Genomic DNA, 25,785 nt, shown 5'->3' on the forward strand with positions numbered 1-25,785 from the left:
ATCCCTGCAAGTCTCCTTAAACGTTATTGGCCCCGGTATCTGCCACAAGCTTTGAAGCTGTTAGGAGGGAGTCGAACGTTCCGGCGTCGGTCCACCACCCCTCTATCTCCCCCCATGTAAGGTTTCCCTTCTTGATGTATTCGTTGTTCACATCGGTGATCTCCAGCTCGCCCCGCTGGGAGGGCTCGAGGTCGTTGATAATGTCGAATACCGTATTGTCGTACATATATATCCCGATTACGGCGTAGTTCGATTTGGGCTTTTTCGGCTTCTCCTCGATCTTTACTATCCTGTCGCCGTCTATCTCCGGGACGCCGAAGCGCTGGGGATCGCCAACCTTCTTGAGGAGAATCTTCGCCCCGTCCTTCTGTTTCATGAAGTCTTTGACCGGATCGTTGATGTTTCTCTCTATGATGTTGTCCCCCAGTATCACGCAGATCTTCTTTCCCTCGGCGAAGTGTCCCGCGAGCGAGAGGGCGTCCGCAATTCCCCCCTCCCCCTCCTGGTAGGCGTAGTTCAAGCGCTTAAGTCCGAAGTCCGCCCCGTTTTTCAAAAGCCTTAAAAAATCGCCCGCGCTGTTGCCTCCGGTCACGATGAGAATATCCTCTATCCCGGCGTTCACGAGGGTCTGTATCGGGTAGAAGATCATAGGTTTGTTGTAAATAGGTAGCAGATGCTTGTTGGTGATCCTAGTTAATGGATAGAGCCTCGATCCCAGTCCGCCTGCTAAAATTACACCTTTCATTGGAATATCCACAAAATAGTTTTCGCCACAAAACAGTTTTAGATTTAACCGCTTCAAGCCTGAAGGCCCCGATGGGCCCGATATCCTAAAAAGAAAAACGGGCTCAATACCGATAGATTTCGGCTATCATCCCTATCTCCTTTTCTTCAACTTTCCCTCATTAAAATGCCAAGAGAGATAGATAACATAAAAAAGTGTTTTTATCAAGGAAATAACGGGATTGTTCGATTATATTATTCTTAAAAAAAGAGATATGAGCAAAATTTTTTTCTTGAGCAAAACAATATAGAAGGATTTTCCCGAATATCCTGTTTATAATAATAAGGAGGTTAAACACAATGAAAAAAGGCAGATACAATTTTGTCGTGGACACGATATTGGCTTTCCTATTTATGATGATGGTCTCCACGGGGATTCTGATGCATCTCTTCCCAAAGGGACTTGGGAGAACCACGGCTTTGGGACTCACCCGTCACGAGTGGGGAGACATTCACCTTACGATCTCGCTTCTCTTTCTGGTCTTCATCTTGGTCCACTTTATCCTCCACTACAACTGGGAGAAGGTTACCGCCATGCGCTTTTTGAAGATCGGCGGCAAGACGCTCGCAATATCCGTTCTGTTGCTTTTCGTCGTCGCCCTGTCCTTGCCGTTTTTCATAACGAAAGACCTCCCCGACGAGAGGGGATACGGTTACCGCTCCGGCAAGTACATTATTCCTAAGGAGGAGGGCGAGATAAAAGGGACCGACGGGTATTTAAACGACACCCTTTATGACGCGGAGGGAAATTCCGGGCTTAAATACAGGAATCGGGGGGCTTCAAAATAGGATTGAAAGCATTAAGATAGTATAAAATAGCGATATTTCGCATATTTTTTATAAAAAAACACTTGACATATAGCATCAATTATTATAATATGAGCTCAAAAAGCCCATATTTTTTTTATTATGCTATCTATTTATATATAATTTATATGTCAATTAAGCTCTAATTGAATAGCACAGCAGGTTGACCTTAAGAGATTTTTAGATTCGGAGGAATAGATAAAATGGCAAGAGCGGCAGAAAAGGGTGAGACCAGTTCCAACTTGGAGCTGGCAAAAAGGATTGTAATGGAGAAGCTCGATATCTCGGAGATTGACGCCATAGAGAAGATCAAGTCGCTGTCCAGATCGAAGAACCTCGACACGGAGAGGACTTCCGAGGTGATAATCAAGCTGGAGAATCTCATAAGCCCGAGCTGGTTCAACGGAAAATCACATCGATAGACGAATCATTGAAAATCAATTCAGAAAGTCTTTTTTAGAGCTGTATTTATATAGTATCGGTCGTTGTTTTTCCTGAAGTTTTTAGGCTGGACGGTATCTGATCGGAGAGACCGGCGGCTGCGTTGAAAGGCGAGCATCCCAAAAACCCGTAATGTATGTCTCCTTTAAAAGGAGGGAGTCGGGGGGTAGTTGATACCCCCCTTTTTTTATCTCTCTTTTCTCCTCCTCCTTCCTCCCTCTTTGCCCCTCCCCCTTTCCAAACTTCACATCCCCTGCCGATCTTGATCCGCTTTAAAACGAGAAATCAGCGGCGGGACCAATCCGTTATGATATCGTGGATGACCTCGGCGGCGGCGCTGGGGATCGTGTTGTCCATCGCCTGATGCCTCACCTTGGTTACTATCTCGCCCGTTGAGTTGTCCACGATATAGACCTCGACCTCCACAAAGGGATTTCCCGCGCCGTAGCCGATCCAGAATTCCGCCGATCCTGATCCCCCGGAGTAATCCACCATGCAGCCGAAAACCGTTATCTCGCCGCCCTCATCCACGACGCTCATCCCGAACCTGGTCATCGACTGCCTCATGTTATCGGTCAACATCTCCTGGGTGTGAATATCTATCATCTTGGACCTATTTTCAAACAGCGGAACAACCACCGTCTTGTACCGGGACAGATCGAGGCCCGGCTTCATCCATATCCAATCGGCGCTGTCCCCCTCCACCATCCCGGTATAGTCGGGGATGAAATCCCAAACCTCGTCCGGATCCCTGAACTCGCTGTCCTCTGTCAAGACGTCCTTCTTCGCATAAGCGGGAAGAATCAGGAGCGAAACTATCAGCAGAAGGGAAAACAGAAAAGCAATTAACCTGAAATCTCTTGTTTTCATCTCTATCCTCCAAAAAATTTTTTACGGTTACATAAAACTGCATCAATTAATCCCGTTTTTGCTTATGTAACAACAAATGGCATCTTTACAATCTATCTACACGAGATTACAAGAATGTGACATGGAACACAAAACGGTTTTTTTGATAATACCTTCATTTCAGAAAAAAGTATACAGAAAATCGCCTATTTTGTGTTACAAAAACATCTCTGTATGCTATTGCAAATAAATTCTTAAAAAAAAGCGGGTAATATTAAAAGATTTGTTGATTTCACTTTTGATTTACTTAATAATATGTATGAAAGCAAAAGGGGTATAACAGAGGAGACAAAAATGAAGCTGACAACTCTCTCTCGATATGGGGTGCGGTCGATGTTCGATATTGCATATTATGGTGCCGGAAAACCGATAAAGGCATCTCAAATCTCCTTGAGGCAAAAGATATCGTTAAACTACATTGGCCAGATTTTTCTTAGATTGAAAAAGTCCGGGCTCCTGAAGAGCCATCGCGGACGAGCCGGAGGATACTACCTTGCGCTGACGCCCGAGGAGATAACCATTAAGATGATCATAGATGCGGTGGAGGGTCCCGTCAATCTTGTAGGCTGTAAAAACGGAAATTCCAACTGCTCCTTCATGAACAGTTGTGTAACGTTTGCAAAATGGAGGGAGGCAAGCGAGATACTCAACGACTATTTCTCGTCCGTAACCATAAAAGACCTCATGGATGACGCGGAAAAGAAGGGAATAAAAAAAGACTTACACTGACTATTCCATTTTTCATTACAAGAGACAACAGGCGCAATATGATTTACGGTGATATTACGGCCCTCATCGGATCGACGCCTCTTGTGAGGCTCAACAGGATTACGGAGGGGATCAACGCCGAAGTGCTTGTAAAGCTCGAATCGAAAAACCCCGGAGGAAGCGTAAAGGACAGGATCGCCCTCTCGATGATAAGGGCGGCGATGGACGAGGGGAGGGTTATGCCGGGCAAGACCACGATAATAGAGCCAACATCCGGAAACACCGGAATCGGACTTGCGCTGGTGGGCGCCGCATGGGGAATAAGGACGATAATCGTCATGCCGGATACGATGAGCCTTGAGCGGAGGAGCCTCCTGAAGCTCCTCGGCGCGGAGCTGGTCCTCGTTGCCGGGGAAAAGGGAATCAAAGGCGTCATCGAAGAGGCCGAAAGGCTTGGCAGAGAGATCCCTAACTCCTTCATACCGATGCAGTTCAAAAACCCGGAGAATCCGAACGCCCACCGCCTCACCACGGCACAAGAGATATTCGACGACACCGGGGGAAAGGTGGATATACTCGTTGCAGGCGTGGGAACCGGCGGGACAATCACGGGTACGGCGTCCGCCTTAAAGAAGAGGCTCCCGAACCTCAAGGCCGTCGCCGTGGAGCCCGAATCGTCTCCGGTGATGTCCGGCGGAAAGCCGGGGGCGCACAAGATCCAGGGGATCGGGGCCGGCTTCATACCGGAGGTCATGGATATGGGGGTCGTCGACGAGATCATCAAAGTAAGCGACGACGACGCCGTAAATACCTCCCGGCTTCTGGCGAAAAAAGAGGGGATTTTGTGCGGAATATCGTCCGGGGCGTGTGCCCATGCCGCCCTCGAAATAGCGAAGAGAAAAGAGAGCTCCTCAAAGACGATCGTGGCGATTCTCCCCGACACCGGCGAGCGCTACCTCACCACCGACCTTGTGAAGGGACTCTGATATTGCCCTTATTCTAATTATCAATTCGAGTCCGATTGACAAAAAAACCCCCTTTACATTTTTGGAAAAGCCGGAGCCGCCGCCAAGCCGTCAAAAGAATCCGACGGCCGTAGAATCACCCGTCAATGTAATATTTGACAATTCGGGGGCCGGTCGGCCGCGCAACCCGAAGGCGGAGTCCAGCCAAACAACCAAACCACATGCCCCACCCCTTTCCCCTTTAATTTGAAAGAAAAAGGAGTATAATCTTATCCAACCGCCCTGCAAGAGAAAGGAAAACGAGAATGGACAAGAAGAGTTTTTGGGACATATCAAAGCTGGTCGAAAAATGGCGGTCTATGATGAAACTCATCAAGGACAAAGAGTACAAGATATCCCCCTTAAATAAATTCATCTACATCGCGTCGCTCCTCTACGTAGTATCGCCCTTCGATTTTATACCCGAATATTTTACGCCCCTGGGCTTCATCGACGACGTGGGAGCGATTATTCTCTTCGTTATTCATATCCTCGACGAGGTGGAAAAATATGAGCATCACCTAAAATCACGCGTCACGGGCAAAAAGGGGGACAAATCGGCGAAGGAGAAGGCCAAAGACGATGGCAAGGTCATAGACCCGGACAAAGAGGACCGGAAAACGGAGTAGTGCCGATCCGGAGGGCTTCCGGGATCAACATATATTGAATCCAACCGAAATCTTAAACATCGGGAGGCTGTGGGCCGAAACGGTTGAGCCGGAAGAAGAATCAGAATCGAAAACCGGATGGAAAGCGACACCCTTTCACCTTTGCCCTTTGATTTATCCCCCAAAAAAGAGTATAATGCCATATTAATGTTACCATATTAGTATTACTGCCGTTTAACGAGGAAACAAGATCATGAAACAGAAAAACCTTTCCGATATATTCAATATTGCGGCGAAGTGGCGCTCCCTGAAGGGCCTAATAAAGGACAAGGGATATAAGATCCCCCTCATCAGAAAAATCTTATACGTCCTATCGGTCATTTATGTAATAAGCCCCATCGATTTCATACCCGCTTTTTTGCTCCCGGTTCCGGTGGGAGTCATCGACGACATCGGCGTCTTGGCCTTCTTCCTGATGCTCATCCTCTACGAAATAGATCAATACGAGAACTACCTCGCCGTGGGCGGCGCCGGTAAAGAGGAGGTCGGATCAAAGAAGGGCAAGCTTCACGATGATGGCAAGACCATCGACCTTGACAGGAAGAATTGGAAAAAGGAATAAGACCCGTCGCCGTCGGTTGATATTTACAGACGATTTTAATTCCAAAGGGATGAGGGATTAATGGGCAGAAAAAGAGAGAAGGGGGGAGCGGGAGGGGGAAGGCCGGGCGGCGCCGAAAGAGGGGTGTATCTCCTCGAGGGGAGAAACGTCGTCCTGGAGGGACTCCGCTCCGGCCGGGAGATAAAAAAAATTCTGATAGATGCAGGCGCCCTAAAGGGCCGGGCCGACGGAAAGATCGGCGAAATAATCGAGTCGGCTAGGGGGAGAAAGATTCCCCTGTTATCGACCGAGCGGGCGGAACTTGATAAAATCTCAGAAACCGGCTCCCACCAGGGGGTGATCGCGGAAGCCGCCCCGAGGGGTGAGACGTCGCTGACATCGCTTTTGAAAGGGACCAGGGGAAAGAAGAAGCCATTTATCGTCCTCCTCGGCGAGGTGATGTACGAGCAGAACCTCGGAGCGATCTTGAGGACCGCCGAGGGGGCCGGCGTCGACGCCATCGTCATCCCCAAGAGGCGGACCGCACCCCTCTCCCCGACGGTCGCCCGGGTCTCGATGGGGGCGTCCGAGTACGTCCCGCTGATAAGGGAGTCCACGACGAGCGCGCTCTCGATCCTGAGGCGGGAGGGAGTAATGATCTTCGGCGTGGAGGCGGGAGCCAAGCTTCAATACTACGAGGCGGACCTCACCGGGAGCGCAGCCTTCGTCTTCGGCGGCGAAGACAAGTCGCTCACCTCGACCGTCCGCGAAAGGTGCGACGAGATAATCTCTATCCCCCTTATGGGAAAAATTGGGTCGCTTAACGTGGGCGTCTCGGTCGGGATAGTCCTCTTCGAGAGGGTCAGGCAGGAGGGGGTAAGGGGGGGCTGATATTTGAGCAAATTTATTTACTATTCTTTATAGCTGACAGCCAATTTTTTCATTTCTTCTTTTATCAATTTCTCTCTTTCTTTTATAAATTCTTCATATTTATTTTCCTTCAAGGCGTCATAACATTCATTGTTTATAATGTGGCTTTCTAATGTCTTTTTTAAATTTTCTTCACCGTCGAGCTTATTTCTCATAATTTTTAAATACTCAGATGGTTTTTTATTTAATATACTCTTATCTGTGTCGTTACCTATTAATGTTCTATTCAATATAGAATTCAATTTATTCCTGTCTATATTAGGAATGTTTACTTTTTTTGGAAATATATGATGGTCATCAAGATTCAATAATTTTATTACTTTACCTGAAAAGAAATCCCTTGGGATCTTTAAAGCTAAAAGGTTCATTATTGATTTATACAAAGCCCCTCTTTCTGTCTTTTCCAAGTCCAAATCTTCAATTGCATTATGAGATTCAATTTCAACAATTACTTCCGGCTTTTCCTTATCACTCTTTAACCACTTTTTAACCTGATCGAAATCCCTTTTAACAACCGTATCACTTGAATGAGAATACCTTCCCGTAAATACGGAACTCCAATACCAAGAGTCTATTTTCTTGTTAGGTTTAGCATCGTTTTTACAATGTTTCAGCAGAGCCGATAGGGTTACAACTATTGTCTTATATGGAAGCAAATTTGGCTTAATAACACCATATCCGCCTGGAGCTTCATATAATCTCTCTAATGCTTTATCCAACCATTTACAGGCTTCTTCCCATTTTCCTTTGTCTACCTTTAACTCACTTGAATCAATTAATACCCTCTTCTTCACCTCTTTTTCTTGCAGCAAGGCCATTATTTGAAGTATATATTTTGGATAATTTTCATCATCTATATCACAAAACTTTTTTATTAGACCATTTTGGTTATAATAATCTTCCCACCATTTCCTGAGGTTGCAGTCTTCATTGTAAAAAACAGCTGTTGCGATGGCAAAGACGGACAACTCAACTCCCGTCTTGTTTATCCTCTCAAATATTTCTGCAACCTCGATAATGTCAGTATTTTGAAGTATCAGTATTGGAATTTGGTAATTAAGGTACTTTTCAAAAATGCTTCTTATTTTTCTCTTTTTTTCCCTTGCGTTATCATGCTCAAGACCCTTCTTTTTTATAAGGTTTACTTCGTAATCATCGAGCCAATCATACAAATTTCCATCAGAACTTAATGAAGCAAAAGGAATAATGCCTTTCTCGAAGCAAAATTTTCTAAAGTCTTCTTTTTTTAGTAGAGCATTAAATCCTTCATTTTTTATGGTACCTTGAAAATCAGAAAAAAAACTATCTTTTTCAGAATAGAATATAATGAAATCATCCCATTCTTCTTCTTTTCTTTTCTCCTCTTCTTTCTTTTCCTCTTTTTTTAGTTTTTCCTCTACATTTATAAAATAGCGATAAGGATTTGTCGCTAATTTTGGAGAAACTCTAGGTGGACTATTTAACACATAGAATAATGCAGTGAGCCTTTGTTGACCGTCAAGAATCGCTCTTTCAGCTTTTTTTTCATCTGGTTTTGAACCTTTTAGTTCTTCAACACCCTCTATATATCTTATTCTAAATTTAAACCCATTTTAATCTTTCCAAAGTAATAAAATAGTACCTACAAAATAGCCATTCAAGATAGATACAAGGAAATCCTTTATATCCTGATTCGACCAAACAAAACTCCTTTGAAACTCAGGAAGGACTATCTTGTCATCGTTAATATTTTTTATTAAGTCAAGTATTTTTTCAAACCTATGTATTGGAACAGACATTCTATTTTTCTCCTACGAAGGTGAAAATTATAAATAGCGTTAAAAGAGTACATGACAAAAAATGGAATGTCAACATATTTTAACGAGAAGCTTTTTTGACCAACCTACTACGGGCGCCAATAAGCCCTCCGTTCCCCAAAATAAAAACAGCCCCTCCCCAGTCTAATCTTGGCAAAAACAATATTATGTGATACCGTAATGGCGTTTAATCGATATGCGATGGTTTTTCCTTTAAACCGATTTTGATTAGCTTTATTTTTGGATGGTGCACAAAAAATGAAAAAGGTCCTCGGAGTATGCGGAAGCCCCAGGAAAAACGGAAACACCGATATCCTTGTCTCCAGAATACTGGAGGGCGCGAAGGAGGCGGGTGCGAAGACGGAGTCGGTCTTCCTGAACAGGCTGAAGATCAAGGAGTGCAACGGGTGTCACTCCTGCTGGGAGGGGAAGAGATGCTCCAAGAGGGACGACATGAACTACCTCTATCCGAAGATCGCGGAGTCCGACGCGATCGTCTTCGGCACCCCCGTCTACTGGTACGGCCCCACGGCGATAATGAAGGGATTCCTTGACCGCTTCGTCTACTTCAACTGCCCCGAAAACAGGAAGATGATCAGGGGGAAGTCGGCGGTTCTGGCCGTCCCATTCGAGGAGGACGACATCGAGGCGGCGGCCCCCCTCATCACGATGTTCGAGAAGAGCTTTGGCTACTTGGAGATGAAACTCGTCGGCAAGATCCTCGCCCCCGGCGTGGGAGAAAAGAGGGATATTCTTAAAAAACTTGATCTGCTCAACGAGGCGTACAGGCTCGGGGGGGAGATAGCTCGATAATATCCTTATCCCACCAGGGAACTCCGACCGTAGCTTTAAGATCGGCTCAACACCCTGCACTCATAATACGGATGCCCGCCGTCACCTCACATTCAAAACGGCGTGGATTTGAGCTGGCGACACAAAAAAAGTCCGCCCCAAAACAGCGATTAAAGATTCTTTCGGATTAGGTGGGAAAGCGAACTATATCTTCTTTCCCAGCTTAAGCGCCCGCTTCACAAACTGCTCCGGGACCCCGGGCCTCCTCTTTGTGTTGGGCATATTTATCACATCGATTATCTTGAAGCCGCCGCTCTTCAAGATCGTCTTGAGCGAGCGGACGGCACCGCCGCTCTGGGAGGAGAGCAAGTTATAGGGCCAAGGGGCGGCGGATGCGGTGACGATGACAGCCCTCTTCCCCCTGTGATTAGGCTTCGGGAGACCGCCGTTGATGCGCTCGATGGTGGTGACGTTGCGGTCAAAGAGGGTCTTTAATGGGCCGGTCATGTTTCCCCAGTAGGTGGGCGTCCCCACGATCAAAACATCCGCATCCTTGATCTTTCTCCCCACTATCTGGGCGTCGTCCTCCGGCAGGGCGCACTCCTTGTCCGGCCTGCACTTCAGGCACCCCATGCAGGGCCTTATCTTCAGATCGTAAACGTCAACCAGGTCAACCTCGTGTCTTCCCTTGACTCCCTCAACTATCTTATTCAGAATTGTGGCGGTGGTCCCGTTCTTTCTGGGGCCTCCACTGAGGATAAGGATTTTCATCGTCCACTCCTAAAGAAATTGAAAAAATGCCAAAAAGCCGCCCCCCCTTTTTTTAAATATTGCGGCCCGACGGCTCCCAGAGTCCTAAAAATCAACCGCAGGCTTAAGGAAATCTAAACCTGCGGCAACTAAAAACGTCAAATTGGACCGAAACCCGCCACGCTCAACTTATCATATTAACAAGACTCAAACCGTTATCAACCCGGTCTCCCGTCCAAATTATATCTCTGCGGCGGGGACTAAACCACCTTCACCGGCACGGACGACCTGTATTCCTCGTCCAATAGCGCGTTGATCTTCTCCATGACGTGAAGGGTGAACTCGTAAAACTCGTCTTTAAACTTCACCTCGGCCTCTTTCGAGAACGGGATGAACTCCTTGTCTATCTCCCTGCCGATGATCTCCCTCGGATCTATCGGCTCGCCCACGCGGTAGACGACCTTTCCGCTCTTTGCCCAAGGGGCGTTTCCGGGATATATTTTGTCGGAGCCGTTGCACCCCACCGGGACGACCTTCTTGTTCGACTTCAGGGCGAGGTGGGATATGCCGGTCTTGCCGGAGCCGAGACGGACCGAGCGGGTTCCCTCGGGAAAGATTATGACGTTGAGGCGCTTTTTGAAGAGCGCCTGGAAGTTCACCTCGGCCACCCTCTCCATGAGAAGTCTGTAATATTTTTCTATATACTCGGTGTAAGGTAACTCCGCCCCATCGAGGAGGGTCCGGGGATACTCCAAGACGGTCTTTAGGCTCTCGGTCAGCTCCTCTCCGAACTCTTTTATCTTCTTCTTGCCGTCAACGAGGTCCCTCAGCAACCGGTACTCCATCTTTGATATCTTCTCCTTGATGAGGTCTTTAAAATCCTCGCTGATAAGGTACCCCCTCGACGGCACCGGGATGTTGTTGGTCCAGTCGAAGAACTTGGCGAGGAGGGGATTATTGTAGTAGTCTCCCTTCACCCAGGTCGTCGTCTTCGGGTAGCCCTTTCTCATAGCCCACATCTTGTACTGGAACGGCCAGTAGTTGTACCTGTCGGTGTGGTTCATGGCGAAGATCACCGTATCGTCGGTGGGGATGTTCTCCTCGTTTTCGATCTCAATCTTGACCCTGTTTGTGAGGTAATAGTTTGTCGTCAAAAGCGAGATGGCGGTTATTACCTGCCCCCAGGGGAAGGTCTTCAGATTGATTCTGCTTAAGTGTTCTAGGTCAATTTTCATTACTTATTCTCCTGATTATGAAATTATTTCTTTCACTTAAGTGTAACAGCAATCTCCCTTTGATGCAAGGCGAATGTAGATTGATACTCCAATATTTTCAATATTCGGCCCTTTTTAATTTCACCGAGAGTGTTTTTGAAGCCACCGGTCGAGCACTCCTTTATATCATGAACATTTTCGGGGGAATTTAAGGCTTATGGGGTATAACCCCGTCTTCCACCCCCTTCCAGTGGGAGTGGAACCAGAACCACTGCTCCGGGTAGAGCTTGACATATCTTTCAATAATATCCGCCCGCCCCTGGGTCAGCGCCTCGATATCCCTATCTTTGTCACCGGTGGGACGATAAACGATCGGCTCCTCGAAGAAAATCTCGTAGCGGCCCTTCTTCCCCCTGACGATCAATATGGGGAGAATCGGGGCGCCTGTCCTCAGGGAGCCGACAGCCGGTCCGCCGGCTATATACGTGGGTCTGCCGAAGATGTTCGCCCTTATCCCCCCTACCCTCTTGAACTCGTCGGCTATGAACATTATCGATCTTCCGCTCTCGATTTCGGCGAATATCTCCGTCGCGGTCTCAAACCCGGCCCTATGCTCGCCGCTGATCCAAATCCTCTTCATGCCGATCTTATCCATGAGCCTCACCCAGACAGCCGCCATGTTCCGGTATTTCGGCCTTTTTATGAGGATCGTGAAATCGATGTCTTTAAGAGAGAGCCTCACGCATAATAGCTGAAAGCTGCCGAGATGCATCCCGAAGCCGATTACCCCCTTTCCCATCTCCCTCGCCCTCTCGAGATTTTCAATCCCCGTCATCTTAATATTCTTCAGCATCCTATCCCTGTTTCTTGGGTGATAATAGTACATGAACTCGAGGTTCTCGGTAATCAAGTGGCGCAGTCCCTTTCGGGCGACCGCCCTTATCTCCTTTCCTCTCATGACCCCCCGGTAGGCCTTTGTGATGTTTTTTATGTACTTCCTCCTGAGCCCGAAGAAGACCCCGATCGTGGGATAAAAAACGGCAAACATTACATAAGAGAGGAGGCGAACGACCCCAAGGGGGATAAAGGGAATAGCAGACATTAATAAGGAGTAGATGCGGGGTTCAATGTGGTTTTTGAGAAACCTCCTTCTCCTCTTTCTTCTTTTTCTTCTTCTCTTACCTGACATTACGAAAACAAGACACAAATTTCAAGACTTTAACCGGCCGCACCGTTAAACAAGGCTAAAATCGATAACTTCAAAAGTCTCGCGCAAACCGGGACGAAAATCAAGAATGCCCAAAAAACTAAAAAAACGATCCGGCAAAAGATCGCAATCGCGGAAGGCATCGACCAGCTGCCTTCCTATATTATATCACATTTAGTAAATCCGCACCCAACCCGGAGATTCAATGCCTCGTCATCCCCTCTTCCAGTGGGAGTGGAGCCAGAGCCACTGACCCGGATATTTCCTGACGTATCTCTCCAAAACCTCGGTTCTGAGCTGGGTCAGGGCCTCCACGTCCCCTTCCCTGTCCCCCGTGGGGGTAAAGTCGATCGGGTCCTCTATGTAGAGGGTGTACCTGCTCTTCTTTTCTCTAACGATAAACATCGGCAGGAGCTTGGCCCCGGTCCTTAAGGAGATAACTGCGGGGCCCGCCGCCATCCGGGTCTCCTTGCCGAAAAAATCCGCCTTTATGCCGCGGCGCTTGTGCTCGTCCGCGACCATCATCACGAATGCGGATTGATTTAACCTGTTGATTACTATCTTCGCCACATCGGTCCTCTCGGTGAAGTTCAGCCTGTTCAGGTCTATCTTGTCCATGTAGCGGTACCAGGCGTTCGTCAGCGCCGTCACCCTCGGGTCTTTGACGAGAAACCAGAAGTTGAGGTCCTTCTCGGCCCCCAGACGCACCCCCATCAGCTGGAAGTTTCCGAGGTGGGCGGTAAGGCCTATCGCCCCCATACCCCCGCTTCTCGCCTCGGCTACCTTCTCGATCCCGATCACCTTCACGTTTTCTAAAAGCTCCTCCCTCCTCTTCGGGTGAAAATAGTGGGTTACCTCCATGACCCCGATTATCTGGATATACACCGCCTGGCGGGCTATCGCGGCGATCTCCCTCTTGGAGCGTTCGTTCCCTAAGGCGGCGTTTATGTTCCTCACAAACCTCCTGTTCAGCCCGAATATGATAACGAACGGGTAGGCCACCGCAAACAACAGATATGAAACAAACCTGATCAACCAGAGGGGCAGGATCGGCATCACCTCAACCATGAAGATGAACGCCATCGCCTCGGGGTATCCCTTTCTCATGCAACTCTCTCCTTTTTACAGTTCTTAGCGTAGTGGATAAAGCTATCAGGAAACGGCGAAAAAGTCAAAAAAAAGTTTTCAATATCACAGTCAATCCTTGTAATTAAAGGGGAATATGTGATATTAAATATCAACACAATACTATTGGTATCTGTTTTTAAGAAAAATGTCCTATAACGATATAAGGAGAGATGCCATGAAAAGGCGCGATTTCCTCAAAATGACGGCCCTGGCGGGCGCCTCCACGGCCCTGGGGGTCTCCCTCCCGGGCTGCGGGAGGGGCATCCTCTCGAAAGATCCGAACAGGCCCAACGTGATCTTCATCACCGCCGATGACCTCGGGTGGAAAGACCTCCGCTGCTTCGGCAACAGTGAGGTCAAGACGCCGAACATCGACCGGCTGGCGAAGGAGGGGATGAGGTTCACCAGCGCCTTTGTGGTGGCTTCGAGCTGCGCCCCCAGCAGGGCGAGCTTCATCACGGGGCAGTACCCCCACACCAACGGCGTGACGGCGCTGACCCACATAAAGAAGTCGAGGTCGCTTAGGCCCTTCTACGAGACGCTCCCGTCGATCCTCTCCGAGAACGGCTACAACACCGCCCTCGAGGGTAAGTGGCACGTCTCCCCCTACCTCCCCACCGGCTGGTACGGCTACAGGGAGAGGCTTTCGGGCATGCTCCCGAAGGACTTCTGGATCGAGAACTCCGAAAAGGCGGTGAAATTCATCGAGGACAACAGGGAAAACCGCTTCTACCTCGAGCTCAACTACATGAACAACCACAGGAGGGACGACGGCGAGTTCTACTTCGCGGACGGCTTTCCGGTCGACCCCGAGGACGTCCACGTTCCCGAATACTGGACGCTCCCCGACTGGGAGGAGATAAGGCTCGAGGCGGCCAAGTTCTACAGCCAGACGATGAAGATGGACAAGATGATAGGGGACGTTTTAAACAAGCTGGACGAGCTGAACCTCACCGAAAACACGCTGGTGGTATTCGTCAGCGACAACGGCCCGCCGTTTCCCGGAAACAAGATGACCCTCTACGACCGGGGGACGGGAACCCCCCTCCTCTTCCGGCTGCCCGGCGTAATCGAGCCGGGGACGACATACGATGGGCTGGCAAACACCATAGACATCATGCCGACGATCCTCGAGGCGTGCGGTTTTACAACTCCCGAGGGCGTGCAGGGGAAGTCCCTCTTCCCGATCCTCGAAGGCGAGAAGACCGACGACCTCCACGATGTAATCTTCACCGAGATGACCGACCACGTTTATTACCTCCCAACTAGGGCGGCAAGGACAAAGGAGTGGAAGTACATCAAGAACTACTCCGACATAGCGATGGGGCTCGACCAGAACAACCACATGGAGTGGGCGCATCGCGTCTGCGAGCTGCCGAACCAGCCGTGGAAGAGCCCCAGGGTGCCGGAGGAACTGTACGACCTGAAAAACGACCCGGACGAGCAGTTGAACCTCGTTGAAAATCCGGCCTACAAGGAGAAGCTGGATGAGATGAGGAGTCTCCTCGAGGCGCACATGAAGGAGACGAAAGATCCCTACCTCGGAAAAGGCTTCACGAAGGACTACGAGTTGAACCTCGACATCTACGAGATGAAGGCCGGCGAAGATAAATACAAATAACCGCCTGGTCATCCCCCTTGATTTCGTGTGATATGTGGTGGCAGTTTTTTATAAGAGAGGGGGGGAAGCTTGAGACCCGGTAGCGAAGGGGCTGCGGTTTCAAAACAGTTGAAATGGAACATTTAAAAAAATGTTTGAGATAAGGTTTCACGGCAGGGGGGGACAGGGAGCGGTCATGGCCTCCGAGATACTGGCCCTGGCCGCCTTCATGGAGGGGAAACACCCCCAGTCCTTTCCGTCGTTCGGCCTGGAGAGGAGGGGCGCCCCCGTCGCCGCCTTTCTCAGGGTAGATGACGCCAAGATCGGGCTTCGCCACGCCATCTACGAGCCGGACTTCATCGTCGTCATGGACAGGTCGCTGTTGAAGATCGAGACGACGCTTAAGGGCCTCAAACCCGGCGGCGGCCTTTTGATAAACAGCGCCGGCGGGCCCGACTCCCTTGGGAAAATCGATGGGATTGACGGCAATAGCAATATTGCGGTTGGAACCGTGGATGCCTCCGGGATCGCGCTGAAAAACGGCCTCGGCTCAAGGCTTATGCCGATCATCAACACCACGATACTGGGCGCGGTGGTGAGGATGACTAATATCGTCTCTATGGAGAGCCTCGAAACGGCCATAGAAGAGACGATCGCAAAGAAGGGCGAGGACAACCGCCTCTGCGCCAGGGAGGCCTACGAACGGGTGATCTTTTGATCTATTCCTTTCTCCTCATCCTCAAGGTGAAAGCGGGAGATAAGGAGGATCGAAACGGACGCCGAAATAGTTGAAGATTAATCGATTAAACCAAAAAATGGCAGATAAAAGACCGGACAAAATTAAAATAAATATTCCCTCGATAGCCGACTTCCCTGAGGTGCCGTCATCCTGGGGGGGAATGCTCTGGAACGAAACCGGAAGCTGGCGGTTTGCGGCGCCCCTGTTTTCGGAGCGCCCGTCCCCCTGCAGCACGGCCTGCCCCCTGAGGAACAATATCCCCCAAATCATGCACCTCGTCAAGGAAAAGGATGCGAAGGGGGCGTGGGAGCTTCTCGCCTGGGAAGACCCCCTCCCCGCTATATTGGGGAGGGTCTGCCCCGCCTTCTGCACAATGGAGTGCAACAGGGGCCGGTACGACGATCCGGTCGGGATAAGGGAGGTCGAGCGAAGGCTGGGGGACGACTTTTTAAATGCACCCTCCCCGGTGCAGAAGAGGGACAAAACGGACAAGGGAGTAGGGATCATCGGGAGCGGCCCAGCAGGGCTTTCCGCCGCATATTTCCTTGCCCTCCTCGGCCATAACGTCACGATATTCGAGAGGGAGAAGGTTCCGGGGGGGATACCCCGCCTCTCCATCCCGGATTACAGGCTCCCGAAGAGCGTCGTTGAGAAGACTGCCGCGGCGATCATAAAGATGGGAGTCGAGCTTCGCCTCGGTGTTGAGGCGGGGGCCGAGATAAAGAAAAACTTCGACGCCCTCTTCGTCTCGCCGGGGGCGGCCGTTTCGATGGCCTTAGGAATTGAGGGGGAAAATCTCCCCGGCGTCCGGTCCGGCACCGAGCTGTTGAAGGGAGTCAAAGCTGGAAGCGTTAAAGAGGTCAGTAGAAAGATCGCAGTCATCGGCGGCGGGAACACCGCGCTCGATGCCGCGAGGACGATCCTTCGCCTCGGCGGTGAGCCGGTGATAATCTACAGAAGGACAACCGGCGAGATGCCCGCCTTCGCCGACGAGATAAAAGAGGCGGTCGAGGAAAATATCCCGATGGAGTTTCTCAAGGCGCCGGTAAAGGTTTCGACTCTTAACGGTGGAAGGCTCTCGGTTACCCTGATCGATATGGAGCTGGTAGAGCCGGACGAGTCGGGGAGGAAAAGGCCGGTACCGGTAAAAGGCACAGAGCGGACTATCGAGATCGACGGCCTGGTGACCGCATTGGGGGAAAAAATCGAGCCCTCCTTCATGGGAGAGATCGGGGGCGACAAAATAGTCTTTATCGGCGGGGACGCCGCCGGGGGCGACAGGACGGTCGCCCACGCCGCCGCCTCCGGAAAGAGGGGGGCGGTTGAGATAGACGCAAGGCTTCTGGGTAAAAAGGTTGACCTCTCCGCAGACCGGCCGGTGAGCTTTAAGGCCTATTTCAACGGGATTGAAAATCCCGAGGCCGAGGCGGAGCCGGTCTCGTTCGAGGAGATCAACACCGACTATTTCCCCAAGTCCGAGAGGAGACGCCCGAAGGGCCTGACGCCGGAGGTAAGGACCAAAGATTTTTCGGAGATAGGGACGACGCTCGCGCCCGCGGACGCGGCTTATGAGGCGTCCCGCTGCTTCGTCTGCGGGACGTGCATCGACTGCAAGACGTGCGAGTCGTTCTGCCCCGACTTCACCGTAAGGGCGGTGAAGGCTGCCGGAGCTCTCGGCTTCGGCGTCGAGATAGACTACACCTACTGCAAGGGATGCGGCATCTGCGTCAGGGAGTGCCCCAGGGGGATGTTCATCATGGTCGACGAGGAGACGATCGAGCGGCTGGGCCGATAGTTTTGAAAAGGTGGGAATGGGAGGGGGGAGTTGGGGATGAAATTTCATTTGGCCGAGAGGAGACAGATGACAGGTTTGATTTTCGGGGGTTGCGGAATATGAAGATGCTGATGGAGGGAAACCACGCCGTATCGTGGGGGGTGATGCTCTCCCGCGTCCAGGTGCTCCCCGTCTATCCGATAACCCCGCAGACCCACATCTCCGAGGCGCTGGCCGACTTCGTCGCCGAGGGGAGGCTTGACGCCCGATACATCAAGGTGGAGAGCGAGCACTCCGCCATGGCCGCCTGCATAGGCGCCTCCACAGCAAACGCCCGGGCGTTCACCGCCACCTCCTCCCAGGGGCTGGCGCTGATGCACGAGATGCTTCACTGGGCGGCAGGCGCAAGGCTTCCCATTGTCATGGCCAATGTGAACCGGGCCATCGGCTCCCCCTGGAACATCTGGAACGACCAGTCAGACTCGATGTCCCAGCGGGACACCGGCTGGCTCCAGTTCTACGCGGAAGACAATCAGGAGTGCCTCGACTCGATCATCCTTGCCTACATGGTGTCCGAGGCCGTCCTCGTCCCGTCGATGGTGGTGCTGGACGCCTTCATCCTCTCCCACACCCAGGAGGCTGTGGAGATACCGGAGGCCGGGGATGTCGACGCGATCCTCCCAACGCTTGCCAACCCCAACGCAATCGACATCGACGTCCCCAGGGCCTACTCGCCGGTGGTCGCCCCGGATAATTTCACCGAGGTGAAATACAAGCAGTACCGGGCGTCGGAGGATGCGATAAAGACAATCGAGGAGGCGGGGGCGAAGTTCAAGGACGCCTTCGGGAGGGACTACCCCCTCGTCTCCCCTTACATGATGGACGACGCCAAGGCAGTCTTAGTCGCGGCCGGTGCGGTCACAGGAACCGTCAGAAAAGCCGTGGACGCCTTGAGGAGAGAGGGCAAGAAGGCAGGTATGCTGAAGATCAGGACGTTTCGCCCATTTCCAAGAGACCGCGTAAGGGAGGTACTGCAGGGCGTCCCGAACGTGGGGGTGCTCGACAAATCGGTCTTTCCCGGTGCCGGGGGGCCGATTGCCCAGGAGGTGAGGGCATCCCTGTATTACTCAGGCAAATCCAACGGCGGTACGCCCAGGGTGACCGGCTTTGTGGGGGGGCTTGGCGGCAGGGACATCACTGTCTCGGACGTAGCCCACGCTTTCGAGACAATCATGAAGGGCAAAGGGACGGACGACCCTATATTTCTCGGCCTCAAAAAGTAGAGGAGGTAGTAGCAAAGATGAGCGTTGACAAGGCTGGCGTCAAGGGAACGAAAAACGGCCCGATCGTCTCGCCCCTCTTCACGCCGGGGCACCTGGCGTGCCCGGGGTGCGGGGGGACCCTCGCCCTAAACCGGGTCTTAAACGTCCTCGGAAAGAGAACCGTAATTGCCCTTCCCGCCTGCTGCTTCTCCATCATCACCGGCGCCTTTCCCCACATGCCGCTCAACGTCAATCTCGTCCACACCGCCTTCGAGACGGCGGCGGCATTGGCCACCGGATTAAAAGCGGGCTTCGAGATGACCGGGAGGGGGGATGTCACCGTGATGGCCTGGGCGGGAGACGGCGGGACGTTTGACATCGGGCTTCAGGCGCTCTCCGGCGCTGCGGAGAGAAACGAGGACATCTTCTTCTTCTGCTACGACAACGAGGCCTACATGAACACCGGAAACCAGAGGAGCGGCGCCACACCCCTCGGCTCATGGACGACCACCACCCCGACCGGGGAGACAATGGACAAGAAGGACATAATGGGGATCATCGCCGCCCACCACATCCCCTACGCCGCCACCGCCTCCATCGCCCATCTCGACGACCTCGACGCAAAGGTGAAAAAGGGAGAGGAGATCAAGGGCACTAAGTTCATCCACATCCTCTCCGCCTGCCCCACCGGCTGGCGGATGCCCTCCGACATGACGATAAAGGCGGCGAGGCTCGCGGTGAAATCGAGGGTGTTTCCATTGATGGAGATCTTCAACGGCGAGAGGAGGGTGCTGAACTACAGGCCGGAAGAACTGACTCATGTCAGGGATTATCTCGGCCTCCAAGGGCGCTTCTCCCACCTGACCGATGGTGAGATCGAGGAGATCCAGCGGCGCGTGGACGAGAGGTGGAAAAAGCTGGTCGCTTCAGTCGACGAAGTCCGCCCGGCGGACGACGGGATCGAGTACATATAAACAACCTTTTAAAGCCGCCGGATATTTTATCGGGATCGGCTTTTGAATAGCGTCATTCCTTCGGAAGCGGGAACATTACTTGTCATTCCCTTGTAAGCGGGAATTCAGCCCTGTTCCTGTGAAAACGGGAATCCAGGCTGATATACTACTGGATTCCCAGTCGGGCTGGTAATGACAGCATGGATGCAAATACAGCCGGGAATGACGGAATAGAAGAAACCTTTGTCATTTTCTTGGAAGCGGGAATTCAGCCCTGTTCTTGTGAAAACGGGAATCCAGGCCTGTTCCCGTGAAAACGGGAATCCAGGTTAATATCCACCGGATTCTCAGTCCATCCGGGAACGACACTCTGGATACCATTTTAGCCGAAACTACCAAACAACGGAACTATTTTGGAGGGGAAAATGGACGAGGCCGTAAAGCTCCTTTCGCAATATATCGGGATAAACACCACCAACCCCCCCGGAAACGAAATCGATGGGGCGAAATTCTTCGCCGACATCTTCGACAAAGAGGGGATAGAATACAAAATATACGAGCCGGCTCAGGGCAGGGGTTCGATAAGGGCGGTCATCCCCGGAAGCGGCCAAAAGGATCCGCTGATCCTGATGCACCATATCGATGTCGTGGCGGCGGATAAAACAGAATGGAGCTTCGACCCGTTCTCCGGCGAGGTGGTGGACGGCTACATCCTGGGCCGGGGGGCGCTCGACACCAAGGGCCTCGGGATAATGGAGCTTATCGCCTTTCTTAAGGTAAAGCGAAACGGCATCACCCCCAACCGCGACCTGATCTTTCTGGCGGAGGCGGACGAAGAGGCGGCCGGAAGCGAGGGGATGGCCTACCTCCTCGAAAAACACCCGGACGACTTCAAAGCGGGGCTGGTCATAAACGAGGGGGGATTCGCGATAGAGGGCCTCCTCCCCGAAAACCCCCTCTTCCTTGTCGCCACCGCCGAAAAGGGGGTCTGCTGGCTGGAGCTTACCGCAAGCGGCTCCCCGGGCCACGCCTCCACGCCCCACAGCAACAACGCCCTCGAAAAGCTCAACCGCGCCCTGACAAGACTCCTCAATACGGAGATCCCCTTCGAGGTCAAGCCGAACGTGGCGAAATACTTCGATGGGCTTGCCCACGGCTGGCCCTTCCTCAAGCCGTACTTGGACGACCCCAGGCCCGAGGTGCTGATAGAGACCATGAAGGGCGTGGGGCTGTTGGATAATCCGGTCTTCGCGGCCCAGCTCAAAAACACCGTCTGCCTCACCGTTATGGCCTCCGGCGACAAGACAAACATCATCCCGTCGAGCGCCAAGGCCCACCTCGACTGCAGGATCCTCCCCGGCGTCGAGCTGAACGACTTCGTCGATACGATAAGGGAGCGCATGGGCGGCGACGCCGAGATCGAAATCAAGTTTTTGGACACGAGCACGGCCAACATCTCCCCCGACGACACCGAGGAGTACCGGACGATCGAGGGGGTCATAAAAAAACACTGGCCGGACGCCGTCGTCACCCCATACATGCTGACCGGCGGGAGCGACTCCCGCTTCTTCAGGGACAGGGGCGTCAATTGCTACGGGATCCTGCCGGGGCTCTTTCGCCTCGAAGACGTGGACACAATACACGGCATAGACGAGAAGATCTCGGTCGATAACCTCCTCAAGGGGACGGAGGTGGTAACCGATATAGTAAAGGTGCTCTGTACTTAATATTTCACATTTTTTATAGATGGAGGATAACATGAGCGTTTCATTGAAGGAAGTGGACAAGGTGGAAATCACGACGCTTCAAGACAACTACATCGACCTTGTCAGCCGGGACAACACGGCGGTCGTGTTCAGGGCGATGCCTCTCAAGGATATGGAGGTCAAAAACTCGGTCCTTGCCGAGCACGGCTTCTCCTCCCTTGTGACCTTGACCTCGGGCGATTCCGCAAGGAGCATGATCTTCGACTTCGGCTTTTCGGAAAACGGCGCCGCATTCAACGCCGAGGCGTTGAGCATCGATCTAAGCGGCGTCGAGGCGTACGCCCTCTCCCACGGGCACATGGATCACTTCGGCGGGATGGTCAAGCTGGCAAGGCTGACCGGCAAAAAGGCGGACCTCGTCCTCCACCCGGAGTGCTTCAGGAAACCGAGGTACATAAAGGTCACGGAGGATTTCAAGGTGGCTTTTCCCTCATTCACGCGGGATATGCCGAAGGAGGCGGGACTCAACGCCGTGGAGACGAAAGAGCCGTATCAGCTCTTAAACGATACGCTCCTCTTTCTGGGCGAGATCCCGAGAAAGACCGACTTCGAGAAGGGAATGCCGAACGTCTACTACGAGAAGGACGGGGTGGAGACGCCCGACGACATCATCGAGGACACGGCGATCGTTGCAAACCTTAAAGGCAAGGGGCTTGTGATCCTCTCCGGCTGCGCCCATTCCGGGATCGTAAACACCGTCAACTACGCCAAGGAGGTAACGGGGGTAGACAAGGTCCACGTCATAATGGGGGGCTTTCACCTGACAGGCCCCGACATGGCTCCGGCCGTTGCGCCCACGATAAAGGGGCTCAAGGGTTTCAACCCGGATTACGTTATCCCCACGCACTGCACCGGCAGGGACTCGATCATGAAAATCGAGGCGGAGATGCCGGACAAGTTCATCCTGAATATGTCGGGGACTAAGCTGACGTTTGCGGCGTAGATATTAAAATTTGAGGGGGCATTAAGCCCCCTTTGAAAATTTGCAAAATCGATATAGAATATAACTCAAAAATATTTTGAATTAGATTAATGAAAATATGGTTTTTTTGAAGGGTTTATTCTGTATTGGTAACCCCACATTTCTGTTGGAGCTAAACAAAAAAGTTCAACTTCATTGTATTCCTCCAGCATAGTACAATCGGCTAAAAAAATCTCTCTAAAACCTGATTTATCTGAAATGTTTTTTAAATCATCAAGATACAATAAATGAATTGGGCAATCTATTAATTGCAAAACCAATATGTTGCTATTTTGAAGTTGCCAATCTGAATCTTGTCGTTTATTCTCTTTTTCTTCTATGTGATGCATAACCAATTCTATTGCATTATAAATATCCATATATTCTCTATTTCTAAAAACCCTATCTACAAATTCGATTTCTGGAGGCCTAACAATCTGAACTAATTCTATTCCAATATCTAAACCGTTATTCTTTTTAGCAATAAAGTCTGGGCGTTCTGATTCTATAATAGTTGAATCATTAATAGAGACATTTATTGATTTAGAGTTATTGTATGCCTTTACAAAAATATCTAAGAACTCTCTCTCAACTATTTTTTGTCCACGATTACGATCACTTCGTCCTTTCACAATATTCACAAAATTAAATTTACGAAATCCAATAATTATTTCTCTGACTTTTTCCCCATCAAATATTCTCCAATCTCATTCTTTTCCCCCCTCCCCCTCTATCCCATAGACGCTCACCCTGCTCACCTCGGCGAGGCTCATCTTGTCAAGCCATAAAAATATCAGCCCCATGATAATCGCCGGAAAGATGTTGAGCGCATGCATGACCAGGACCACCCCCGCCGCATCCGACTTCGCAAGCCCGTAGATCATAAGCGCCGATATTCCCCCCACCTCGAACGTCCCCACATAGCCGGGCGGGGCCGGGATCACGGAGGCGAAGGCGATAAAGACGACCACCGCAATCGCCGCGCTGAAGGCAAACTCCACTTCGACCGGAAAGGAGAGGATAATAGTGTAATAGAAAAAGGTGATAAGAAGCCAGGTCAAAATCGTATAGAAGACGATCATCAAAAGCGCCCCGCCCCGATACAGGACGTCGAGCCCCGCGGCGAAGGACTTCACAAACCTCTCCATCCTCTCCTGCAGCTTCCTCGAAAGCGGCCTGAAAAATATCCCCGCAAGCCTCCCCATCCTATCCGTCTTCCTCTCCAAGAGGACGAGAAAACCTACCATGAATACCAGAAATGCGAGGCTCGAATAACCAGCAGTCCTCAATATCTCCCTGTTCTCGCCGAACCGCTCGGAGGAGTCTGCGCCGAAAAAAATCACCACAAGAAGGGCGATGACCGCCATTCCGTCAAAGACCCTCTCTATCACCACCGTGGCAAGCACCGATCCCGCCCTAACCTTCTCGATCTTGCCCAGCGCATAGGCCCTGATCAGCTCCCCGAGACGCATGGGAAGCATATTGTTTGCGCCGAATCCTATCGCAATTCCGGAAAACAGATTGCGAAAACTCATCTCTTTTATCGGCAGGGTGAGATAGCGCCACCTCAAGACCCTCGAGACGTAAGTAAGGTAATATATAAAAACGGATAAAATGATAAAAAACCAGTTGACCCTCTTCAGCTGATCGTAGAACTCGACATAGTCGAATCCCCTGAGCGAGAAAAAAAGGAAGGTGAAACCGATAATTAGCCCCAGGTAAAACTTCCAGTCTAACTTCATAATCCGTCCAAAACTCCCCTTGCGAATTCAACGTCTTTCTCTATCCTCGCCACCAGCTCCGAGACCTCCTTGAACTTCACCTCGTCCCTTATTCTCGTGACGAAGGAGACCTCTATCTCCTCGCCGTAGATGTCTCCCTCAAAATCCAGGATGTGCACCTCGAAGGCGAACTTGACGTCCCCAAAAGTCGGGTTCTCCCCCAAATTGCATACCCCCCCGTACCTCTTCCCCGAAACAACCGCGTGAACGACATAAACGCCGTTGGCCGGGATCAGATTCCCCTCGAAGACGACATTCGCGGTCGGAAATCCCAACAGGCTACCCCCCCTGCTGGCCCCCGTTGAAACCCTTCCCCTTATCCCGAACTCCCTCCCCAGCAAGATCGACGCCCCGTAGACATCTCCCTTCGCAATAAGGTCCCTGATTACCGTGCTCTTGACGAGCACCCCGCCGATCTTCACTTCGTCCTGGACATCCACGCCGAACCCGAGACTGCCGCCCATCTCCCGCAAAAGCTCGATCCCCCCCTCCCTGTCTCTGCCCAGGGTGAAGTCGTTTCCCACAACAACGTGGGCCACCGAGAGCCCCTCAACCAAAACGTCCTCTATGAACTCCTCGGCCCTCATCCGGTAAAAATCCCTCGTCCTTCCCGCAACAAACACAACCTCGATCCCTAAAGGCTCGATGAGCCTCAGCTTCTCATCGAACCGGGTGATTATCGGCGGCTCCACGCCGCGAAAGATCTTCTGCGGATGGGGATTGAACGTCATCACAGCCGGAGTTCCTGAAATCTCGCCCGCCCTCTTGACCACGTCTCTGAATATCGCCTGATGGCCGAGGTGGACGCCGTCGAAATTTCCTATCGTAAGAACCGTATTCTTGAACGGGGATTTATATCCCTCTTCCCAATCTATAACTATCAACTTTTCCAATCCGTTTTTTCTTGACATAAAAAACAAAAAAGTATAATCTCAAAATCCAAGCACATTTTCAATAAAAAAGTGTGGCTGGTCAATATTCTGGGGAGTCGGACAATATTTTGAGATTGAAATATGGGGGGCTGGTCAATATTGGAGGGGGGGTCAGGTAATATTTAGAGATGGTAATACGGGGGGGCCGGTCAATATAGGAGGGGTAGGCCAAAATCCGGGACAGTTAATATCAGGGGCCAGTCAATTTAGGAGGGGTAGGCCAAAATCCGGGACAATTAATATCAGAGGCCGGTCAATTTAGGAGGGGTAGGCCAAAATCCGGGACAGTTAATATCAGGGGCCGGTCAATTTAGGAGGGGTAGGCCAAAATCCGGGACA

Annotated in this window: 26 protein-coding genes; 15 read left to right on the forward strand and 11 right to left on the reverse strand. The window is 51.3% G+C overall.

What is annotated here, in order from left to right; genetic code table 11:
* Positions 1-16 precede the first annotated feature (16 nt).
* Positions 17-745, reverse strand: a complete 729-nt coding sequence (locus tag JW984_04735) for an NTP transferase domain-containing protein (GenBank protein MBN1572486.1) — start codon at positions 743-745, stop codon at positions 17-19.
* A gap of 338 nt (positions 746-1,083) precedes the next feature.
* Between JW984_04735 and JW984_04740 the strand changes: the two genes are divergently transcribed.
* On the forward strand, positions 1,084-1,572 hold the full coding sequence (locus JW984_04740; GenBank protein ID MBN1572487.1) for a DUF4405 domain-containing protein: 489 nt from the start codon (positions 1,084-1,086) through the stop codon (positions 1,570-1,572).
* A 221-nt stretch (positions 1,573-1,793) separates the two neighbouring features.
* Positions 1,794-2,012: an ANTAR domain-containing protein gene (locus JW984_04745; protein ID MBN1572488.1), complete on the forward strand. Its 219-nt coding sequence runs from the start codon at positions 1,794-1,796 to the stop codon at positions 2,010-2,012.
* Positions 2,013-2,316: 304 nt separating this feature from the next.
* Here the strand turns inward: JW984_04745 and JW984_04750 are convergent, their stop codons facing one another.
* The gene (locus tag JW984_04750) at positions 2,317-2,901 is read right to left on the reverse strand and encodes a hypothetical protein (protein ID MBN1572489.1); all 585 of its coding nucleotides are present in this window, start codon (positions 2,899-2,901) and stop codon (positions 2,317-2,319) included.
* Positions 2,902-3,234: 333 nt separating this feature from the next.
* Between JW984_04750 and JW984_04755 the strand changes: the two genes are divergently transcribed.
* From JW984_04755 to rlmB, 5 genes are all read left to right on the forward strand, one after another.
* Complete coding sequence (locus JW984_04755; GenBank protein MBN1572490.1) at positions 3,235-3,669, forward strand: RrF2 family transcriptional regulator; 435 nt, start codon at positions 3,235-3,237, stop codon at positions 3,667-3,669.
* Positions 3,670-3,707: 38 nt separating this feature from the next.
* Positions 3,708-4,634 (forward strand): cysteine synthase A, encoded by a 927-nt coding sequence (cysK, locus tag JW984_04760; protein MBN1572491.1) that lies wholly within the window; start codon positions 3,708-3,710, stop codon positions 4,632-4,634.
* Between the two features lie 284 nt (positions 4,635-4,918).
* Positions 4,919-5,281, forward strand: a complete 363-nt coding sequence (locus JW984_04765) for a DUF1232 domain-containing protein (GenBank protein MBN1572492.1) — start codon at positions 4,919-4,921, stop codon at positions 5,279-5,281.
* Positions 5,282-5,513: 232 nt separating this feature from the next.
* Positions 5,514-5,882, forward strand: a complete 369-nt coding sequence (locus tag JW984_04770; GenBank protein ID MBN1572493.1) for a DUF1232 domain-containing protein — start codon at positions 5,514-5,516, stop codon at positions 5,880-5,882.
* A gap of 60 nt (positions 5,883-5,942) precedes the next feature.
* Positions 5,943-6,752, forward strand: a complete 810-nt coding sequence (rlmB, locus tag JW984_04775; GenBank protein MBN1572494.1) for a 23S rRNA (guanosine(2251)-2'-O)-methyltransferase RlmB — start codon at positions 5,943-5,945, stop codon at positions 6,750-6,752.
* A gap of 20 nt (positions 6,753-6,772) precedes the next feature.
* Here rlmB and JW984_04780 read toward each other — a convergent pair whose 3' ends face one another.
* Together JW984_04780 and JW984_04785 are read right to left on the reverse strand one after the other, a co-directional pair.
* Positions 6,773-8,365, reverse strand: a complete 1,593-nt coding sequence (locus JW984_04780) for a DUF262 domain-containing protein (protein MBN1572495.1) — start codon at positions 8,363-8,365, stop codon at positions 6,773-6,775.
* 18 nt (positions 8,366-8,383) lie between these two features.
* On the reverse strand, positions 8,384-8,569 hold the full coding sequence (locus tag JW984_04785) for a DUF262 domain-containing protein (GenBank protein MBN1572496.1): 186 nt from the start codon (positions 8,567-8,569) through the stop codon (positions 8,384-8,386).
* A 276-nt stretch (positions 8,570-8,845) separates the two neighbouring features.
* Between JW984_04785 and JW984_04790 the strand changes: the two genes are divergently transcribed.
* A complete protein-coding gene (locus JW984_04790) occupies positions 8,846-9,400 on the forward strand; it encodes a flavodoxin family protein (protein ID MBN1572497.1) in 555 nt (184 codons plus the stop codon).
* Positions 9,401-9,583: 183 nt separating this feature from the next.
* Here the strand turns inward: JW984_04790 and JW984_04795 are convergent, their stop codons facing one another.
* The 4 genes from JW984_04795 to JW984_04810 form a co-directional block, all read right to left on the reverse strand.
* On the reverse strand, positions 9,584-10,150 hold the full coding sequence (locus tag JW984_04795; protein MBN1572498.1) for a flavodoxin family protein: 567 nt from the start codon (positions 10,148-10,150) through the stop codon (positions 9,584-9,586).
* A gap of 239 nt (positions 10,151-10,389) precedes the next feature.
* Positions 10,390-11,364, reverse strand: a complete 975-nt coding sequence (locus JW984_04800) for a 1-acyl-sn-glycerol-3-phosphate acyltransferase (GenBank protein MBN1572499.1) — start codon at positions 11,362-11,364, stop codon at positions 10,390-10,392.
* 187 nt (positions 11,365-11,551) lie between these two features.
* The gene (locus tag JW984_04805) at positions 11,552-12,532 is read right to left on the reverse strand and encodes a lysophospholipid acyltransferase family protein (protein ID MBN1572500.1); all 981 of its coding nucleotides are present in this window, start codon (positions 12,530-12,532) and stop codon (positions 11,552-11,554) included.
* Between the two features lie 231 nt (positions 12,533-12,763).
* Positions 12,764-13,657 carry a lysophospholipid acyltransferase family protein gene (locus tag JW984_04810; GenBank protein MBN1572501.1) on the reverse strand — a complete coding sequence of 298 codons (894 nt, stop codon included), beginning with the start codon at positions 13,655-13,657 and terminating at the stop codon, positions 12,764-12,766.
* Between the two features lie 196 nt (positions 13,658-13,853).
* On the opposite strand from JW984_04810, the gene JW984_04815 reads away from it, so the two are divergent.
* The 7 genes from JW984_04815 (at position 13,854) to JW984_04845 (ending at position 22,715) form a co-directional block, all read left to right on the forward strand.
* Complete coding sequence (locus JW984_04815) at positions 13,854-15,299, forward strand: sulfatase-like hydrolase/transferase (protein ID MBN1572502.1); 1,446 nt, start codon at positions 13,854-13,856, stop codon at positions 15,297-15,299.
* Between the two features lie 130 nt (positions 15,300-15,429).
* A complete protein-coding gene (locus tag JW984_04820; GenBank protein ID MBN1572503.1) occupies positions 15,430-15,996 on the forward strand; it encodes a 2-oxoacid:acceptor oxidoreductase family protein in 567 nt (188 codons plus the stop codon).
* A gap of 97 nt (positions 15,997-16,093) precedes the next feature.
* A complete protein-coding gene (locus JW984_04825) occupies positions 16,094-17,812 on the forward strand; it encodes an FAD-dependent oxidoreductase (protein MBN1572504.1) in 1,719 nt (572 codons plus the stop codon).
* Positions 17,813-17,910: 98 nt separating this feature from the next.
* On the forward strand, positions 17,911-19,074 hold the full coding sequence (gene porA / locus JW984_04830) for a pyruvate ferredoxin oxidoreductase (protein ID MBN1572505.1): 1,164 nt from the start codon (positions 17,911-17,913) through the stop codon (positions 19,072-19,074).
* A gap of 17 nt (positions 19,075-19,091) precedes the next feature.
* Positions 19,092-20,027, forward strand: a complete 936-nt coding sequence (locus JW984_04835; protein MBN1572506.1) for a pyruvate synthase subunit beta — start codon at positions 19,092-19,094, stop codon at positions 20,025-20,027.
* A 404-nt stretch (positions 20,028-20,431) separates the two neighbouring features.
* Positions 20,432-21,733: a M20/M25/M40 family metallo-hydrolase gene (locus JW984_04840; protein MBN1572507.1), complete on the forward strand. Its 1,302-nt coding sequence runs from the start codon at positions 20,432-20,434 to the stop codon at positions 21,731-21,733.
* Between the two features lie 31 nt (positions 21,734-21,764).
* Positions 21,765-22,715 carry an MBL fold metallo-hydrolase gene (locus JW984_04845; GenBank protein ID MBN1572508.1) on the forward strand — a complete coding sequence of 317 codons (951 nt, stop codon included), beginning with the start codon at positions 21,765-21,767 and terminating at the stop codon, positions 22,713-22,715.
* An 86-nt stretch (positions 22,716-22,801) separates the two neighbouring features.
* On the opposite strand, the gene JW984_04850 is transcribed toward JW984_04845, so the two are convergent.
* From JW984_04850 to JW984_04860, 3 genes are all read right to left on the reverse strand, one after another.
* The gene (locus JW984_04850; protein ID MBN1572509.1) at positions 22,802-23,365 is read right to left on the reverse strand and encodes a hypothetical protein; all 564 of its coding nucleotides are present in this window, start codon (positions 23,363-23,365) and stop codon (positions 22,802-22,804) included.
* Positions 23,366-23,440: 75 nt separating this feature from the next.
* Positions 23,441-24,475 (reverse strand): flippase-like domain-containing protein, encoded by a 1,035-nt coding sequence (locus JW984_04855; GenBank protein MBN1572510.1) that lies wholly within the window; start codon positions 24,473-24,475, stop codon positions 23,441-23,443.
* Positions 24,472-25,398, reverse strand: coding sequence for a bifunctional riboflavin kinase/FAD synthetase (locus JW984_04860; protein MBN1572511.1), 927 nt, complete (start codon positions 25,396-25,398; stop codon positions 24,472-24,474). Before JW984_04860 ends, JW984_04855 begins: the two co-directional genes overlap by 4 nt.
* Between the last annotated feature and the right edge of the window lie 387 nt (positions 25,399-25,785).

The sequence above is a fragment of the Candidatus Zymogenus saltonus genome, from assembly GCA_016929395.1.
Lineage (GTDB): Bacteria > Desulfobacterota > Zymogenia > Zymogenales > Zymogenaceae > Zymogenus > Zymogenus saltonus.

Excerpts from the sequence above, each read along its gene's own strand:
- JW984_04735 (MBN1572486.1), bottom strand. The coding sequence starts at position 745 with ATGAAAGGTGTAATTTTAGCAGGCGGACTGGGATCGAGGCTCTATCCA.
- JW984_04740 (MBN1572487.1), top strand. The coding sequence starts at position 1,084 with ATGAAAAAAGGCAGATACAATTTTGTCGTGGACACGATATTGGCTTTC.
- JW984_04745 (MBN1572488.1), top strand. The coding sequence starts at position 1,794 with ATGGCAAGAGCGGCAGAAAAGGGTGAGACCAGTTCCAACTTGGAGCTG.
- JW984_04750 (MBN1572489.1), bottom strand. The coding sequence starts at position 2,901 with ATGAAAACAAGAGATTTCAGGTTAATTGCTTTTCTGTTTTCCCTTCTG.
- JW984_04755 (MBN1572490.1), top strand. The coding sequence starts at position 3,235 with ATGAAGCTGACAACTCTCTCTCGATATGGGGTGCGGTCGATGTTCGAT.
- cysK (MBN1572491.1), top strand. The coding sequence starts at position 3,708 with ATGATTTACGGTGATATTACGGCCCTCATCGGATCGACGCCTCTTGTG.
- JW984_04765 (MBN1572492.1), top strand. The coding sequence starts at position 4,919 with ATGGACAAGAAGAGTTTTTGGGACATATCAAAGCTGGTCGAAAAATGG.
- JW984_04770 (MBN1572493.1), top strand. The coding sequence starts at position 5,514 with ATGAAACAGAAAAACCTTTCCGATATATTCAATATTGCGGCGAAGTGG.
- rlmB (MBN1572494.1), top strand. The coding sequence starts at position 5,943 with ATGGGCAGAAAAAGAGAGAAGGGGGGAGCGGGAGGGGGAAGGCCGGGC.
- JW984_04785 (MBN1572496.1), bottom strand. The coding sequence starts at position 8,569 with ATGTCTGTTCCAATACATAGGTTTGAAAAAATACTTGACTTAATAAAA.
- JW984_04790 (MBN1572497.1), top strand. The coding sequence starts at position 8,846 with ATGAAAAAGGTCCTCGGAGTATGCGGAAGCCCCAGGAAAAACGGAAAC.
- JW984_04795 (MBN1572498.1), bottom strand. The coding sequence starts at position 10,150 with ATGAAAATCCTTATCCTCAGTGGAGGCCCCAGAAAGAACGGGACCACC.
- JW984_04800 (MBN1572499.1), bottom strand. The coding sequence starts at position 11,364 with ATGAAAATTGACCTAGAACACTTAAGCAGAATCAATCTGAAGACCTTC.
- JW984_04805 (MBN1572500.1), bottom strand. The coding sequence starts at position 12,532 with ATGTCAGGTAAGAGAAGAAGAAAAAGAAGAAAGAGGAGAAGGAGGTTT.
- JW984_04810 (MBN1572501.1), bottom strand. The coding sequence starts at position 13,657 with ATGAGAAAGGGATACCCCGAGGCGATGGCGTTCATCTTCATGGTTGAG.
- JW984_04815 (MBN1572502.1), top strand. The coding sequence starts at position 13,854 with ATGAAAAGGCGCGATTTCCTCAAAATGACGGCCCTGGCGGGCGCCTCC.
- JW984_04820 (MBN1572503.1), top strand. The coding sequence starts at position 15,430 with ATGTTTGAGATAAGGTTTCACGGCAGGGGGGGACAGGGAGCGGTCATG.
- JW984_04825 (MBN1572504.1), top strand. The coding sequence starts at position 16,094 with ATGGCAGATAAAAGACCGGACAAAATTAAAATAAATATTCCCTCGATA.
- porA (MBN1572505.1), top strand. The coding sequence starts at position 17,911 with ATGAAGATGCTGATGGAGGGAAACCACGCCGTATCGTGGGGGGTGATG.
- JW984_04835 (MBN1572506.1), top strand. The coding sequence starts at position 19,092 with ATGAGCGTTGACAAGGCTGGCGTCAAGGGAACGAAAAACGGCCCGATC.
- JW984_04840 (MBN1572507.1), top strand. The coding sequence starts at position 20,432 with ATGGACGAGGCCGTAAAGCTCCTTTCGCAATATATCGGGATAAACACC.
- JW984_04845 (MBN1572508.1), top strand. The coding sequence starts at position 21,765 with ATGAGCGTTTCATTGAAGGAAGTGGACAAGGTGGAAATCACGACGCTT.
- JW984_04855 (MBN1572510.1), bottom strand. The coding sequence starts at position 24,475 with ATGAAGTTAGACTGGAAGTTTTACCTGGGGCTAATTATCGGTTTCACC.